The organism is Methylobacterium sp. 37f (assembly GCF_023093475.1).
Taxonomy (GTDB): domain Bacteria; phylum Pseudomonadota; class Alphaproteobacteria; order Rhizobiales; family Beijerinckiaceae; genus Methylobacterium.
Genome location: NZ_JAGHKN010000039.1, coordinates 31,039 through 46,612 on the forward strand (window position 1 = coordinate 31,039; position 15,574 = coordinate 46,612).

Below are 15,574 nucleotides of genomic sequence, written 5' to 3' on the forward strand. Positions count from 1 at the left end.
GGTTCAACCGTCCCACCGGCAAAACCCCGTCAGCGCAGGTTGGCCGAGCGCGTCCCCGCCCGGTCGCGGGAACCCGCATCGAACACCGTGCGGCAGCCGGGGCTGAGGCTCGCCCGGTTCACACGCATGCAGGAGACGATCTGGTCGCGGTTCGGCACGGCGCTCAGGCACAGGCGCATGACGTCGCCGCGGCACAGGGCGGCCTGCTCCTCCTCGCCCGCGAAGGCGGCGCCCGAAGTCAGGGCCGGAAGCGCGAGCAGGGTCGCGAGAGCGAGTCGGCCGAACATCTGCGTTTCCCCCGGTAATCCACGATCCCGGCTTTCCTCCGGGATCGGCGCGGGCATGGCGCCCGGCCGCGGTGGGAATTCAAAGGGGCTGGGGAAGTTCCTCATCCCTCAGCAGCGGAATCCGGCGACCGACCCGGCGTCACACATCGGCGGAGGAGCCGTTACGCGTGCCGGCGAACCGCCTCGCGGACCCGCAGCGTTTCCCTCTCGCCGAGGGCCGACGCGCTTGCCCAGCCCGTGCGCTCCTGGCAATGGACCGGGGGGCCTCGCCCCGCACGCCTTGATCCCCGGGCCAAAGGATTCGACCTATGCCGCACGTGACCGTGAAGCTCTACCCCGGCAAGACGGACGAGCAGAAGACGCAGATCGCCGACGCGATCGTGGCCGCCGTAATGGCGAGCGCCGGGGTGCCCGAGGCGGCGCTCTCGGTGGCGATCGTCGACGTGCCCGAGGCGGACTGGGCGGCGACGGTCTATCACCCCGAGATCGTCGGCCAGCCGGACGTTCTGGTCCGGAAGCCGGGCTACACTCTGCCCTGAGCCCCGCTCAGCGCTTCGCGCCCTGGAAGGGGCGCAGGAGCCAGGCCAGTCGGCCGGCATCGTCGTCCTGGACCTCGGCCGGTGCGGCGTCCGCCGGCCCCGCGTTTCCGGACTCCGCATCCTCCGGCTGCGCCTCGGGGGCCTTCGGCGTACTGGCATCCTGCATGATCTGGTCGAGGGGCGACGGCAGTTCCGCGCCGTACTCGTTCAGTAGAAGGGCCGCGTCGAGCAGGTAGCGGATCTGGTCGTCCGGGACCGGGCGGCCCGCGATCTGGGCGTCCAGCACCGTCGCGGCGAAGCGGGCTGCGAGCCGCGACAGCTCGGGCAGGCGGTCGGCCGGCGTCGTGGCCCCGATCGATATTGCTGGAGCGGCACTCACCCGCACTCTCCCTCGGTTTGGTTCAAAACTGGCGCGACCGCGACGAACGCTCGCGTGTATTCCACGAACTCTATCGCACGTTCCTCACCACTTCGTTGAACCGCGCCGACCTCTTCGCCGCAGGGTAAGCTCCGGTGCTCAACGGGCCGGCGGCGCGGTGATCAGGCGCGCCCCCCGGCGATAGGTCAGGTAGCGCCACAGCCATTGCAGCGACACCCGGGTCCGCTGGGCGAAATCCACCAGCAGCACCACGTGCACGGCCGCCCAGAGCAGCCAGGCCGGGAAACCCTTGAGCCGGCGTCCGCGCCCGAAATCGAAGATGGCCGCATGCCGCCCCACGATGGCGGCGTTGCCGCGATTCTGAAACGTGAACGAAGGCAAGGGTTTACCCTGGGTCAGGGCCTCGCGCAGGGCGCGACCGAGATGGCTTCCCTGCTGCTGGGCGACCTGGGCCAGACCCGGCAGGGGCTCTCCCGCCGCATCGCGGATCAACGCCGTATCGCCCAGGGCGAACACGTCCGGACACCCGGTCACCGAAAGGTCGGGCTCGACGGGGATGCGCCCGTTCCGGTCCGGCGTCACCCCGAGCCACCCGGCCGCCGGCGACGCGCGCACCCCGGCCCCCCAGATCACGGTGGCGGCCGGGACGACCCGCCCGGCGAGCGTCACGCCTTCCGCATCGATGTCCTGCACCGCCTGGCCCGTCATCACGCTCACCCCGAGGCGCTCCAGGGAGCCGAGCGCGTAGGCCGCCAGCGCCTCCGGGAAGGCCGTCAGCAGGCGCGGGCCGGCTTCGACCAGGATCACCCGCGCGGTGGTCGGATCGATGTGGCGGAAATCGCGGGCGAGCGCGTGGTGGGCGAGTTCGGCGATGGAGCCGGCCATCTCGACGCCGGTCGGACCGCCGCCAACGACCACGATCGTCATCAGGCGCGCGCGCTCGGCCGGGTCCTGGGTTCGCTCCGCCCGTTCGAAGGCCTGCAGCACCCGCGTGCGGATGGTCCGCGCCTCCTCAAGGCTTTTCAGCGACGCGGCGTGCGGCGCCCAGGCGTCATGTCCGAAATAGGTACTTGTCGAGCCCGTGGCGATGACGAGGCGATCGTAGGCGATTCCGCTCCCATCCGCGAGCAGCACCTGCCGGGCTCCCTGGTCGATGCCCGTGACCCGCCCCATCACCACGTTGACGTTAGGGGCTCCCGACAGGATGTGCCGGATCGGCTCGGCGATGTCGGCGGGGGAGAGCGCTGCCGTCGCCACCTGGTACAGCAACGGTACGAACAGGTGGTAGTTGTGCTGGTCGATCAGCGTGACCGCGACTTCTGACCCCGCCAGGGCCTTGGCGGTCGCGAGGCCGCCGAAGCCGGCGCCCACGATGACGACGCGAGCGGTGACTGCTCCGGATGACGATTGTTCCTGACTCATGCTGGCAGAACTGGAGCCGGGCCGGAATGTATCCCCGAGGATCCCTCAGGCTTGCGCGAGCATCGCCCCCAGCGTCGTGGCGAGGTTCGCTGGAACGTTCGGTTTAAGCAGGAAGGCCGCTCCCTCCGTCAAGAATCCGGAAGTGGGATCGGAATGGCCCGACATCAGAACCACCGCGAGATCCGGCCTTAGCGCGCGGGCACGCTGCGCCAATTCCCAGCCATCGATCGCGCCCGGCACATGCGCGTCGGTCACCAGCCCTCGGGCGTCCGGTGTCGCGTCCAGCAGGCGCAGGCCCTGGTCCGTCGTCTCCGCCCCCACGACCGCAAAGCCCGCCCGATCGAGCATGTCGGCGATGGCGCGGCGCTGGTCAGGTTCCTCCTCGACCAGGATGACGAGGGCGCGGTGTTCATCGGGGTTCATGGCGGGTGCTTAAGGGACGAGGTCTGGTATGGTGACCAACCTCGTCGTGCGCGGGCTGGTTCAGCTGCACCACGACCGGTCCGCGGGCCGTCAGCGGAGCGAGGTTTCGCCGTCCGGGCTTTCGGGATCGGCGGGTGGATCGAACGCGCCGCCTGCCGCCGTCAGCTGCAGGCGCGACTCGGCCAGACGTGATCGCAGCGCGGTGTCGAGGCGGTCGAGGGCACCCGCCCGGTCGACCCACCAATCCGTCGACCAGACGCGGACCAGCGACCAGCCGAGGCCTTCCAGGATCGTCGCCCTGACCCTATCGCGATCGCGCGCCGTGGCAGCAGCGTGGTAGGTTGCCCCGTCGCACTCGACACCCGCGAGATAGTCGCCCGGCCTGTCGGGATGCACCACGCCGAGATCGATGCGGAAGCGCGATACCCCGATCTGCGGAACCACGACCCACCCCCGACCCGACAAGGCCGCAGCGACCGCCTCTTCGAAAGGAGATTCAGCGCCGCCGAGCGAGCCCTGGACGGCCTCGGCCAGGGCGCGAGGTCCGCGCTCGGCGAATTCGAGGAAGTGCTTCAGGTCCCTGACCGCCGGTGCGCTGGTCCGATTGAGGTCGATCATTCCTGGTTCGAAGGAGGTGAACACCACCATTTCGCGACGGGCGCGTGTGAGGGCGACGTTCAAGCGTCGCCATCCGCCATCCCGGTTGAGCGGACCGAAGTTCATGGACATCGTGCCGGCCTCGGCCTCTGTCGGCCCGTAGCCGATGCCGAGCAGGATCACGTCCCGTTCGTCGCCCTGCACGGTCTCCAGGTTCTTGACCACCACGGGTTCCGGAACGTCCTCACCGAAGGCGTACTCGATCTCGGGACGCCGTCTCCGCTCGAGATCGAGAAGGTTCTCGATCAGCGCCTGCTGCTCGGTGTTCAGCGTGATGACGGCCAGGGTATGGGCGTGATCCACACAATCGGGGTCGGTCAGGCGCCGGACGATCTCGGCAACGATCGCCTGGGCCTCGATCTGGTTCGTCCGGCCCTTCCCCTTTGCGTAGACGCCCGAAACGCGCCGCCATTCGACCGCGCTGGCCCGGGTCTCCGCAGCCGGAAAGGTGATGAGGGCGCCGTCGTAGTAGCGGTGGTTGGAGAAGGCGATCAGGCTTTCGTGCCGGCTGCGATAGTGCCAGCTCAGCCCATGGCTCGGGACGCCGGCCGCGAGGCATTCGTCGAGAATGCTGACCATGTCGGCCTCGACCTCGTCTGCCTCGTCGGCATTCGCGGATCGCGTGAAGAAGCTGGTCGGCGGCATCTGTCGCGGATCGCCGGCGACGACGACCTGCCGTCCGCGGGCGATCGAGCCGATCGCGTCCCAGGGGGTGATCTGCGACGCTTCATCGAAGATGACGAGGTCGAACAGGGCCTGATCCGGCGGTAGGTACTGCGCGATCGACAAGGGACTCATGAGCATGCACGGCGCGAGGCGGGTAAAGGCCTCGCCCATTTCGGCGGCGAGTTGGCGGATGGGTTTGTGCGCGCGCTGCTTGCGCAGTTCATGCTTCAGGACGCCGTATCCACCCTTGCGCCCGACCGTGTCCTTGTCGGGGATCAACCCGCAGATGCGTGCCCGGATCATGCGGATCGCGAGCGCGTCGAGGCGTTCGTCCAGGCGGCGAAAGGCGTCGATCGCATCGCCGTGCTCGGCCGTGACCAGATCCCGCAGGTCGGGCTCGGCATCGATGCCGCGCGCCGCGAACCAGCGGGCATGGATCGTCTCGAACAGGGCGAGCGCGCCGCCCTCCGCCACGGTTCCGGCCTCCAGGGCCAGAACGACCGCCCGCAAACCCGCGTCGAGGGCAGTCTGCCGAACCCGCTGCCAGTCGCACCATGGCTTGAGCCCGGCGGGCGCCGTCGCAATGGCGGCCCCCAGGGCCGATATCCCGTCGAGGTCCCGGCTCGCCGAAGGGCCGAGGGCCAGCAGGACCGCGAGATGGCCCGCTGTGTCCTCCCACGCAGCGAGGCGAAGTCCGAGGTCGGCGGCCGCCCCGGCGATCCGGCCATCCGGGCTCAGCAGATCGTTGGCTTCGATCACCAGGGTGGCGGTTACCCGCGCAAGCGCAGTGAGCGTGTCGGCATCGGCGGCGGCTGCGGAGAGTGCCGATCGCAGCGCCTCGGCGATCTCGGCCGTGCGCCGCATCGCAACGGTGTCGTGGCCGGCGTCGCACCCGGGCGGACCGGCGAGGTCCGGCGCTGCGGAGGCGACGAAGCTCTGGAAGCCTGCCATCCGACGCAGCACCGGCAGGTCACGTGCAGGGTCGGGCCGCGCAATCGCGTGGCCTTCCCTCCGAAGTCGCGCGGTGACGCGGCGGCGCGCGAGAACGTTGAAGGGCCAAACGCTCCGCGCTGCTTCGGCCCACGCGGCATCCAGCCGGTCGAGGTCCAGGCGCCGCAGCCCGTCCGCTGAATAGGATGTCGATAGGCTCGTCTCCGCCGCTCGGAATCCGTCGATCGCATCGGCGACATTTCGGACACGTGCGATGCGGGCGGTGGCGTCGGGCGCGAAGGCAAAGCGCAGATCCTGGCCCGATGCCGCGAGCAGTGCCGTGGCCAGCCGATGGAGCTTGGCGATCGTATCGAGGTCGGTCGCCGGATAGCGCAGGCGCGTGGCGGCCAGGATCCCATCCCGCGCCTCGTCGAGGGCGCTGCGCGCTGGCGCGATCGCCCGTGCGGCGGCCAGGGTCCGCGCCTGCCAGCCATTCGACCAGGCCTGGTGCCGAATGGGCGCGAAGGCGTCGGGGATGACAGGAATGGCGCTGTGATGCAGGTCCAGCCGGTGGACGGTCTCCCGCAGGGCATCAAGGGACGCTTTGTCGTGCGCGACGTCTTCGGTCCAGCCGAGGTCCGGCAGTTCGGGCGACCAGTCCCGCACCACGCGCCCGATGGCGCCGTGCAGCGTCAAGCCGTTCCCATGCCTCTCGTGCAGCAGTCGGACGACCGCGTTGAGACGATCCCGCAGCCGTCGGACCTGAGCGGCTTCGCGGGCCCATTCCTCGGGGGACAAGGCATCCCGAGTCTCCCAGGCGCGTTCAAGGCTCTTCAGGACCTCGAGCTTCGATGCCCTGTTCGAATGAAGTTCCAGGCAGAACGTGCCGAGACCTTTCTCCGCGAGCCGCCGATGGACCACGTCGAGGGCGGCGCGCTTTTCCGCCACGAATAGGATGCGCCGTCCGAGGGCGAGATTATGCGCGATCATGTTGGCGATGGTCTGTGACTTGCCCGTACCGGGCGGTCCGTCGAGGACGAAGTTGCAGCCCCGCGCGGAGGCGACGACCGCCGCGATCTGCGAGGAATCCGCCGGAAGGGGAACAAAGAGTGCCGACGGGTCGATCGCGTCGTCGAGGTGCTCTGGTCTCGGAAAGGGCGGCCCCTCGGGAAAACGCTCACGCGCCCGCTCGATCAAATGCCGCACGACAGGGCTCGCAGCCAATTGATCACTTCGGTCCGCCAAATCCTTCCACATTAGATATTTGGCGAAGGAGAAGGTGCTGATCACCACATCCTCGGTGACCTCGAAGCCCGGCACGTCCCGCACCGCCCGCCGCACGAGGTTCCAGATCCCAGCCACATCGACGCCGCTCGCATCCATCGGCAGGGAGCCGTCCAGTCCTGGGATCGGCAGCGCGAAATCCTGGCGCAGCATTTCCAGAAGCGTGAGATTGAAGCGCGCCTCGTCGTCATGGCGCAGCAGGGCGACTCCGGACAGAGCGCTCATCCGCTCCAGTTTCACCGGCAGGAGGATGAGGGGCGCCTGGTAGACCCGCGTGTCGGCGCCCGAGCGGCGCCACTTCAGGAAGCCGAGAGCGAGGTAGAGCGTGTTGGCTCCGCCTTCCTCCAGATCGGACCTCGCCTTCCGGTAGAGGTCGATCAGCATCTGATCGAGGTGTTTTACATCGCGATGCTTCGCGTCGCCGACGGCGACGACCTGATCGCGTTCGAGGGCGGCGCGGGCATAAGCCGCTCGCTGGTCCTCGCCGTCCGGGAGCGGACCGGAGGTCTTGCCGGGTCCGCCGTTCCCGAAGTCGGGTTCGGCGACGACGCGAATTCGTTTGCCCGCCGACAGGCGGTCCTCCAGCCTCGCCGGTTCCGGGCAGGCGAGCCGGACGGCCTTCGCACCTTCGGGCAGGTTGAGCAGCCGGTTGCGCGTTGTGAGGTCCAGCAGACGGCGCTGCCAGAGCGCGATCCGGCCGGCCGGCGTGCTCGGCTCCGCCGTCACCTCGACGTCGAAGGCGGGAAGGGGCGGGGCCGCTTCGAAGGACGCGAGCGTTCCGACCCGCACGGCTGAATCGTCCGACGGGTTATTCGGGGGGCTGTGTCGCGGGGTGTCGAGCGGGTGGATGCGGCGCAGGCGCGCGCGGCGGATGTCCAACGCTATGGTGAAGGTGGAGTCGGCATCCTCCGCGATCCGCCGGCGCGCTCCTGCCAGGGCGCTGCCGAAGCCGGGCGGATGAGCCTGCCCAGTCAGAGCCGTTTCGAGCAACACGAGATCCTGGAGATCGGCCCGCTTCCGAAGGGAGGCCGCCTCGTCCGTAACGAGGGCCGCAAATTCCTGTGGCTGCAGCCAGGCTCCCGCAAGGGCCTGTTCCCCGGTCAGCACCACGAGGGGGTTGAGGCCGGCTTGTTCGACCACGGCGGCGAACAGGAGCGCCAGATCCAGGTCCGTCGCCCTTCCATCCTTCAGGATGTCGGTCGGAGAACGCACTGCCTGACCCTCGGTCGCAAAGCCGGCAGGCGATCGCTCTCCGACGAGGCGCAACCCGCAGATGGCGGACCAGATCGCCGAGGTGACATCCCAGGCGCGGCTCCGCGAGCGGTCCGCATAGCCATCGAAGCCATCCGGTTTACCCGCACGCCGGAGGATTCCCGAGGTTTCCAGCAGAATGCCATCGACCGCCGGATCGGTCGGCGTCACGAAGGCGGCGAGCAACTCGCCCATCGACGCCGCCCCGCCCCATTCGGATGGCTTCAGAAGCGTAACCGGATGCTCGCTGACGGCCAGCGTCCGGTCCGCATGAGACACACGCAGCATGACCGTGCCGGTGACCGTTTCGTTCAGGTCCGCCAGGAAACCTGCGGCGAGCGAAACGTCGCGGTCAGCCAACCGGACGGACCCGCCTGGACGGATGCGATCAATCGTCCAGGAGCGCGGCTTCAGAAAGGACGGGTCGGCCGTCAGCGTCACGACGAGATCCGCGTGGACTTCGTCGTCGCCGACGATCTCCAGTTCGTTGAGAACCGGACGGGCGTTCTGGTGCGAGGCGAGACCAATCCTGCTCGACACATCCGCCCGCACCGCAACCGCCATTGCGCTTCCTCCCGGCAGCCCGAAGATTCCTGCCGATCAGGATTCCCGCAGATCATCCTGTCTGCAGGTCAACGCTCTCGGGCGTGCCATGGCTTGGTTGTACGCGAGGTCGCGCGCAAGGAAAAACCACAGGTTGTGAACTGGGGCAGGGGTAAGAGCTTGGAGGCCCGATGCCTAAGCACGATCGAGTTCGATCGGTTCGTCGGATGCGTCAGCGGTGGAAAGCCCGGTCGGGAGAAGCAGACCGAGGCGAGTCCGGGGCACCGTTATGCCGGGTCGGAGCGCCGTACTACGTCGCCGCGCTTCGCGGTCTGTGGCTGGGGCATCCCCCGGCCCGGTTCTTTAGCGGCCTTAATGAATTTCCCGAGAGAGATCCCCAGGGGAATCGAGAGCACGAGCCACTTCAAAAGAAACCTGACCATGTCCACTGCCCCTATGCCACATCACCTTACACGATCCGGCAAAGCGCAACGATGAAGCGATGTCACAGCCGATGAGCGGGCCCCGCCGGAGCCCGAGCCAGTTGCCTCGTGAACCTTAACGGGGAAGTCCTTTGAGAACGGCGTTGTGTAGGGTCCGAAGCCAATGAAGCGCTTCCTTGGCCTTGGCCTCCGCGATTTCCGCACGCATCTCCGCCTGTACGATGGCGGATCGGCTGGCATTGCTGGCATCGACGATCGCTTCGACGTTGGCCAGTGTTACCGACCAATCAAAGTCATCATCCGCCGGTTTGCCGGTCTCTGCTCTCTGAGCGATGGTCTCGGTAAAATTGCTTGGGAAAAGGCGCTCCAGGCTTCCGTCCGTCTGTTGGAAGGATTCTTTGAAGATCTCCCGGATGCGATCGGCCTCTTCATTGACGGTGGCTTGGCTCGCAAGCTTCCTCTCGGCCTCCATCTCTGAACCTCCTCTCAAAACACAGGTGGGGATCGCGGCAAGAAAGCATCATGCGGTGAATTATTGTTTAACTCGCGCCAGGGTTTCGATCATTCGGCCAAACTCAACCGTCCGACGCATGCAGAACGGCGTCCCGCCCAATGCCGGCCGTGAGCGCCGTCCGGCACGCGCCGGGCATCCACGCCATCATGGCCGGGTGCCGGCCAAAACAGCTTTGACGGCGGGGGCGACCCGCGTGCCGAGCAGCGTGATCGAACGCTGCATTGCGTCGGTCTCCAGCATGGCCGAACTCATCTGGAAGGTGACGCGGGATAGGCCGCCCAAGGCCTCGTTCGCAGCCAGGATCTTGGCGCCGACCGTTTCGACCGAACCGATCAGGAAGGCGCCGTCCGGCCCACACATCGCGTCGAATTGGACACGGTTGGCTCGGGCCCAGCCGCGCTCGCGCCCGATCTCGGTGAACATGTGTGCCCAACCGGGGAAGAACGCATCGCGCGCGGCCTGATCGGTGTCGCCGACGAAGCCCATGGCGTGGACTCCGACGCGGAGCGTGTCCGGCGCATGTCCAGCCCTGCGGCCCGCCTCGCGGTAGAGATCGACGAGGGGACGGAAGCGCTGGAAGCTGCCGCCGATGATCGCCACCATCAGGGGCAGGCCGAGCGTACCCGCGCGCGCGAAGGATTGCGGGGTACCTCCGACCCCGAGCCATATCGGAATCTGGGCTTGATGGGGACGCGGATAGACGCCTTGACCGCTGAGCGGGGGACGGAAGCGTCCGCTCCAGGTCACATGGACCTCGTTGCGCAGCGTCAGGAGCAGGTCGAGCTTTTCCGCGAACAGGGCGTCGTAATCCTCCCGGGCGAACCCGAACAACGGATAGGCTTCCCCGAACGAGCCGCGACCGACGACGATCTCCGCGCGACCTCTGGCGATGAGATCCACGGTTGCAAATTCCTGGAAGACCCGTACCGGATCGGCGGCGCTGAGCACCGTAACGGCGCTGGCGAGCCGGATACGCCGGGTTCGCGCCGCGGCCGCGGCCAGGATGACGGTGGGGGCCGAATCGAGGAACTCCGTGCGATGGTGCTCGCCGATGCCGAAGACGTCGAGGCCCACCCGGTCGGCGGTCTCCACCTCGGCCAGCAGTGCCTCTATCCGGTCCGCCGGCGAGACTGTTCGGCCCGTCTCCAGATCCGGCATGGTAGCGGCGAAGCTGTCGATCCCGATTTCCATCGTCATGCCCTCGTGGTGGTTGTCGGCGTCCTAGACTGTTTCCCCTACATGACAGGCGGCCAGTTTCAGACCAGCCGGTCTCTTGCGATGCGATCCATCGTCAGCGACGATGGTTGCCACACCGGTCCGTTGATGGCGACGGACGTCTTCGGCCTGAGATAACCCGTCATGTTCCCAGTGCCAGGCGATGACATCGGGCTAGTTTTGATTTTACCCATCGGGCTGGCCGATGGAGGTGTCTGACCATGCTCGACGGAGTCTCGCTGGACCAATTGCGGATCTTCCAGGCGGCGGCCGATGAGGGCAGCTTCTCCGCGGCAGCCCGTCGTGTCCGGCGGACGCAATCGGCCGTCAGCGAAACAATCGCCAACCTCGAAGCGCAACTCGGCGTCACGCTGTTCGATCGGAGCGGGCGCTATCCCCGCCTGACGACCGAGGGCGTCCTGCTTCTCGCCGATGCCCGCGCGATCGTCGCCGGGGTCGACGGCATGAAGGCGCGGGCCAAGGGGATGGCCGGCGGGCTCGAGGCGGAATTGACCGCCGTGATCGACGTATTCTTCCCGATCCGGGTTCTGGCCGACACCGCCCGCGAGTTCCGCGTGCAGTTCCCGGCGACGCCGCTGCGTCTCTACGTGGAGGCGCTTGGGGCGGTGATTCAACCCGTCCTCGATCAGCGGGCGAGCTTCGGCCTGGTGGGCTCGCTTCCGACCCTGCCCGCAGGCTTGACGGTCGAGCGGATCGGGACCGTCGAGTTCGTGATGGTCGCGGCGTCCGATCACCCGCTGGCGGCACATCGCGACATGATTCCCAGAGACGTCCTGGCGCAGCATATCCAGCTCGTCCTCACGGATCGCTCCGAGCTCTCGGCCGGACGCGAGTTCGGTGTGATGTCACCGACGACGTGGCGCCTAGCCGATCTGTTCGCTAAGCATGCCTTTCTGGTCAGCGGGCTCGGCTGGGGCGGCATGCCGCTGCATTCGGTCCGCCAGGATATCGCCGAGGGCCGCCTCGTCGAACTGGCGATCGAAGACGTTCCGCCGGGAGGGCTGTCCCTGCCGATCTCGGCGGTTTACCGAACCGCCGCGCCGCCCGGACCGGCTGGGCGCTGGATGATTGAGCGCCTGAAACGGCGCTCGACCGATGGGGAGCCGGACGGGGACCCGTGAAGGCCCACCGGCCGGCAATCAGGCGAAGTGGCTGACCACCAAGGCACCCGCCTGCTTGCCGACTACGCTGCTGTCTTTGAGGGCGAAGCTCCAGTTTACGGCCCCGGAATTGGTATTGCGTGTATCGACCGTCAGAGCGAAGCCATTCCTGATGGTGGCCGATTGTGCTGCATCGAGAGTGTATTCTGCACCCCTCGCGCCCTTGTACACGGTGGTCTGACCCACCACCGTCGCGTCCGGACGATCGGTCAGGTCCGCGTCGCTGAAGGCGATGCGTCCGGAGGTCTGGTCGAGAGCGGCATTGCCGGTCGTGCTCGACCGCTCGCGCACCGTTTCGCTGGCCAGGCTCTGAGCCTGGGCGATCGTCAGCGCATCGTTGGCGCCCGTCACCATGATGTCGACGGCCTGCAGAGACGGTGAGCCGTGGCCATCCGCCACCTGAACGTCGTAGATGACGGTCAAGGTCTCGTCCCAGGCCAGGAAATCGAAGGTCTTGTCGACCGTGCCGTACGCGAACTGAACACGACCTGCGCCGGTGCCGGTGCTGTCGGTCAGTTGCAGGCTGAATGTGCTCGCCGCAGTCAGCAACGTGACTTGATCCATGGTGAGTTGGCCGCCGGACCATGAGAAGCGCGCGGGGCCGGCCGTGGTGACGTGCGTGTCAGACAGGTCGGCATCGTGGAAGCGCAAGTCGCCGCTGGCGGCCTGCGCCGCGAGACTTCCAGTGACTTTTGCGGTCTCGCTCAGGCGGTGAGGACCCGAGGCATCGGCGTCCAGCACCACCGCATCGTTGGTGCCGACGATGTCCAGGGTGACGGTCGCGGTGCTGACGCCGCCATGCCCGTCGCTGATCGAGTAGGTGAACCGATCCGTGCCGTGCTCGCCTTCGGCAAAGGCAACCTGGTTCGATGCGGCGTAGGACAGAAGATCCCTCGCTGCGTCGAAGGCAACGCTGCCCATGGTGCTCCCGGTCTCGACGCTGGTGATGTGGAGGGTGTCGCACGCGTCGATCGCCCGGTCATTGGCGAGAAGGAGCGTCGACAGCGCCCACGTCCCGGCATCGGACCCGACCGAGATCCTGCCGTCGTGGCACTCGGCATCACGCGGATCGATGTCCCGTGTTTTCGGCGCCGATAAGGACGATGTTGTTGCCGTTGCCGAAAACCACTTCGCCGCGCTTGGACCCGTCCAGCGTGATGGCATGGTCGAGGTTGTCTGAGAGATGAATTCAGGCGTCGCCTCAGTTCTGGAGCACCAGCCTCGTTCCGCTGAACTCGGCAATCTCGATGCCGCGGCTCGAATTCCAAGCTTGATTGAGAGAGATAACCGCGGTCGCGTCGCCCCGCCAGTCCGACGACATCATGTTTACGCCGGATACGGTGCCGGCGGTGATGCTGTCGCTTGCGAAGCTGAGATCACCATATTCCGAAGAAAATATATGGATGCTCGCGCCCGTATCATCCGAGGCGCTCGCACTGTGTTGCGGGATGTCAGATTTAGGATCATTAGTATAAGTATAGTGGATGGCAATCCTGAGTCAAAGGGCGGATTGGGGTGATCATTTGTAGCAGAAGAGATCCAGCCCGGTTCCATGGCTCCATGCGCAACCGTCAGCGAAACGACACTCATTCCTGAAAACGTTCTGGATGCTATAATTAACGAATCATTTATATGGGGCTTCTGGTGCGATCGATGGGGTGAACTGCCGATCTGAACGACAAGACCTATTGGTTTTAATTGCTCGAGCAAACTCGGGTTTGCCCAGTCCCACGCGTCATGGTCCTGTGAAGATGTCGCTGAAGTTGTCGTTTTGTCGGTCGAAATCTGCCAGAATGTAGATCTGTCACTTTATCGAAGCAAAACTCGCTGCGCGGATCCGGCGCAGGGACGAATCTATACCAATGGTGTGATGTCCCGGTGCCGGGTTGTCGGCCTCCGTCGACACAGATCCGGCGCGTAGGTGCCTCTCGGTCCAATGCGGAAGTCCGCATCGAAATCGTCAAAGGCCCCCGGTCATCCCGCCCTCAATGACGCGGATCCGAGACCGCAGATGAATCGCCTTGAGGGCGCGCTGGGCGGTCCGGCGCAGGAGCTTCGCGTAGGTCTGCCGCTGGGCCGAGATTTGGCTCGGCGCCGGATCGGCACCCGGAGTCACCACTCGCACCACGTCCAGCAGGACGCGTTCGACCAGGGTCCAGGGCAGGTCTGCGGCTTTCATGATCAAAAGCGCATGATGCCGCGTGGGGCCGGTCCCTGTCACAGATCGCGCGAGGACATCGATCTCGGCCTCCGCGAGGTAGGCAATCACGGCCAGCGCTTCGGCGAGGTTATCCCGCGTCAGGGCGTCGGCGATGTCGACGGGTGCGAGCGGACGTTGCGCTTCCAGGCTTCGGACGCGCGCTACCGCCGCGCGCAATCGGCGGTCGGAGAGCGCATCGCCCGCCGAGACCTGCGGAGCCAGGATGGCGGGCATGCGGCTGCTTTCGAGGCTGAGGCCGGAATTCTCACCGCAGAAGGGAGGCTGCCGCGTCTCGACCATCTGCCTGAACTGCGTGAGGAGCACCTTCCTGGTTTCCGGTGGGACATCCTGGCGTTTCGTCAGGGCCACGGTGATGTGGCCGTCACCTTGCGAGATCGCGACAAGGCGGAGCAATCCCCCGTGCGACAACCGAGCGGTCCGGTTGGCCGACAGCGTTCGGAGAACCGGCCAGGTTCCGCGCCAGACCACGACATCCGTGACGGGAATGCTGACGTGAGGCCGCTTGGCGATGGCATCCAGGTGTTGCTGGCTCCGGACATGAGCAATCGCGATCAGATCCTCGTCGAGCGCCAGCACCGAACCGGACAGGAGCGGGCTGGCGACTTCGCTGTGCAGATCATAAGATAGTTCTTTCACTGTTTGTGCCGGGCCGCGACTGAGATGAGATAGGCTACGGGCGAGCTTTGCACGAACACTGAGTGTCTCAATCCTTGACATTCGTAGAAGAATTTCATCGAAGACACGAACTTCATTGTCGGATAGCGGATTGTCGAACTGGTCTGCGATCTTCAGTGCAGACGAACTTGGCGCATTCGCAACAAAGCTTTCAAGAAGACGCATTAATCTTGCGTCTTCCATGAATTGATAGGGCAAAGCTTAAGCTCCCGCGTCAACGGCCGAATGAGTCGCCTGGATTTGATCTTGATTGTCCTTTCCACTGCTTTAGAAAGCCGTAGCCTAATTAATCATGGCCGCAACCTTCGGCATTTGAAGCAAATTCGAGCCGCCCAGCGTCAATGCGTTGGCGCTCAAGCAGAAACTGGCTGTGACGTTCTTTTCCCCACCCCGCGTTGAGAAAGGGCTTTCGGAAGCGCTTGGAAGGCCACTCGTCATACGGCCGAACGGTTCGACGCAGCTGCGCCATCCGGTGCATTCGCGCGGCGTTCGAGCTGATCCAAAGCGCTGCCCGCCTCGCGGCCGAGCGTTTGATAGAATTGGAGGCGGACGGTCGGACGGATGCGCCTGACAGGGAGGACCCGCAAACCCCGGCTGGTACAGTCGAGTTGCGCAGTCTCCGCTTGCGCAGGATTTGCTGCTTTCACGGCTTCCTGGAGCCTCGGCCCCAGGATGCTTTTGGCGAAATGCCGGTGCCGGGCTGCGCGGCGGTCGCAACGAAGTCGAAGAGCGCGGGTGCAACGACAAGGCTGCCCAATCTTATCCGGCCCACCATCGATTCACTCGGCATGATATTGCTGCGGACTGGTAAATACTCTAGAGCGTTTTCCACGATCCCTGAGTCGTTGCGGCGAGGTGAGCGTTGATCCCTGAAGGTTCGTCAGGGAGATCGCCATGGCCCGTGCCTACAGTCACGATCTGCGCATTCGCGTCCTGGACGCAGT

11 protein-coding genes are annotated in these 15,574 nt (G+C 66.1%); 2 read left to right on the top strand and 9 right to left on the bottom strand.

Annotation, left to right across the window (positions count from 1 at the left end; translation table 11 throughout):
* Nucleotides 1-29: 29 nt before the first annotated feature.
* Nucleotides 30-287: a hypothetical protein gene (locus J7U37_RS20470; protein WP_247636908.1), complete on the bottom strand. Its 258-nt coding sequence runs from the start codon at nucleotides 285-287 to the stop codon at nucleotides 30-32.
* A gap of 308 nt (nucleotides 288-595) precedes the next feature.
* On the opposite strand from J7U37_RS20470, the gene J7U37_RS20475 reads away from it, so the two are divergent.
* Nucleotides 596-826, top strand: a complete 231-nt coding sequence (locus J7U37_RS20475; RefSeq protein ID WP_056181677.1) for a tautomerase family protein — start codon at nucleotides 596-598, stop codon at nucleotides 824-826.
* A gap of 7 nt (nucleotides 827-833) precedes the next feature.
* On the opposite strand, the gene J7U37_RS20480 is transcribed toward J7U37_RS20475, so the two are convergent.
* The 6 genes from J7U37_RS20480 to J7U37_RS20505 form a co-directional block, all read right to left on the bottom strand.
* Nucleotides 834-1,205 carry a hypothetical protein gene (locus J7U37_RS20480; protein ID WP_244476968.1) on the bottom strand — a complete coding sequence of 124 codons (372 nt, stop codon included), beginning with the start codon at nucleotides 1,203-1,205 and terminating at the stop codon, nucleotides 834-836.
* 138 nt (nucleotides 1,206-1,343) lie between these two features.
* Nucleotides 1,344-2,627: an NAD(P)/FAD-dependent oxidoreductase gene (locus J7U37_RS20485; protein ID WP_247636909.1), complete on the bottom strand. Its 1,284-nt coding sequence runs from the start codon at nucleotides 2,625-2,627 to the stop codon at nucleotides 1,344-1,346.
* Nucleotides 2,628-2,672: 45 nt separating this feature from the next.
* On the bottom strand, nucleotides 2,673-3,050 hold the full coding sequence (locus J7U37_RS20490; protein ID WP_247636910.1) for a response regulator: 378 nt from the start codon (nucleotides 3,048-3,050) through the stop codon (nucleotides 2,673-2,675).
* Nucleotides 3,051-3,140: 90 nt separating this feature from the next.
* Nucleotides 3,141-8,402, bottom strand: a complete 5,262-nt coding sequence (locus J7U37_RS20495; RefSeq protein ID WP_247636911.1) for a DUF4011 domain-containing protein — start codon at nucleotides 8,400-8,402, stop codon at nucleotides 3,141-3,143.
* A gap of 537 nt (nucleotides 8,403-8,939) precedes the next feature.
* Complete coding sequence (locus tag J7U37_RS20500; protein ID WP_247636912.1) at nucleotides 8,940-9,296, bottom strand: hypothetical protein; 357 nt, start codon at nucleotides 9,294-9,296, stop codon at nucleotides 8,940-8,942.
* Nucleotides 9,297-9,482: 186 nt separating this feature from the next.
* Nucleotides 9,483-10,529: an Atu2307/SP_0267 family LLM class monooxygenase gene (locus J7U37_RS20505; protein ID WP_247636918.1), complete on the bottom strand. Its 1,047-nt coding sequence runs from the start codon at nucleotides 10,527-10,529 to the stop codon at nucleotides 9,483-9,485.
* A gap of 245 nt (nucleotides 10,530-10,774) precedes the next feature.
* On the opposite strand from J7U37_RS20505, the gene J7U37_RS20510 reads away from it, so the two are divergent.
* Nucleotides 10,775-11,695 carry a LysR family transcriptional regulator gene (locus J7U37_RS20510; RefSeq protein WP_247636913.1) on the top strand — a complete coding sequence of 307 codons (921 nt, stop codon included), beginning with the start codon at nucleotides 10,775-10,777 and terminating at the stop codon, nucleotides 11,693-11,695.
* 18 nt (nucleotides 11,696-11,713) lie between these two features.
* On the opposite strand, the gene J7U37_RS20515 is transcribed toward J7U37_RS20510, so the two are convergent.
* Both J7U37_RS20515 and J7U37_RS20520 read right to left on the bottom strand, forming a co-directional pair.
* Nucleotides 11,714-12,898: a VCBS domain-containing protein gene (locus tag J7U37_RS20515; RefSeq protein WP_247636914.1), complete on the bottom strand. Its 1,185-nt coding sequence runs from the start codon at nucleotides 12,896-12,898 to the stop codon at nucleotides 11,714-11,716.
* Nucleotides 12,899-13,694: 796 nt separating this feature from the next.
* Complete coding sequence (locus J7U37_RS20520) at nucleotides 13,695-14,828, bottom strand: DUF2336 domain-containing protein (RefSeq protein ID WP_247636915.1); 1,134 nt, start codon at nucleotides 14,826-14,828, stop codon at nucleotides 13,695-13,697.
* Between the last annotated feature and the right edge of the window lie 746 nt (nucleotides 14,829-15,574).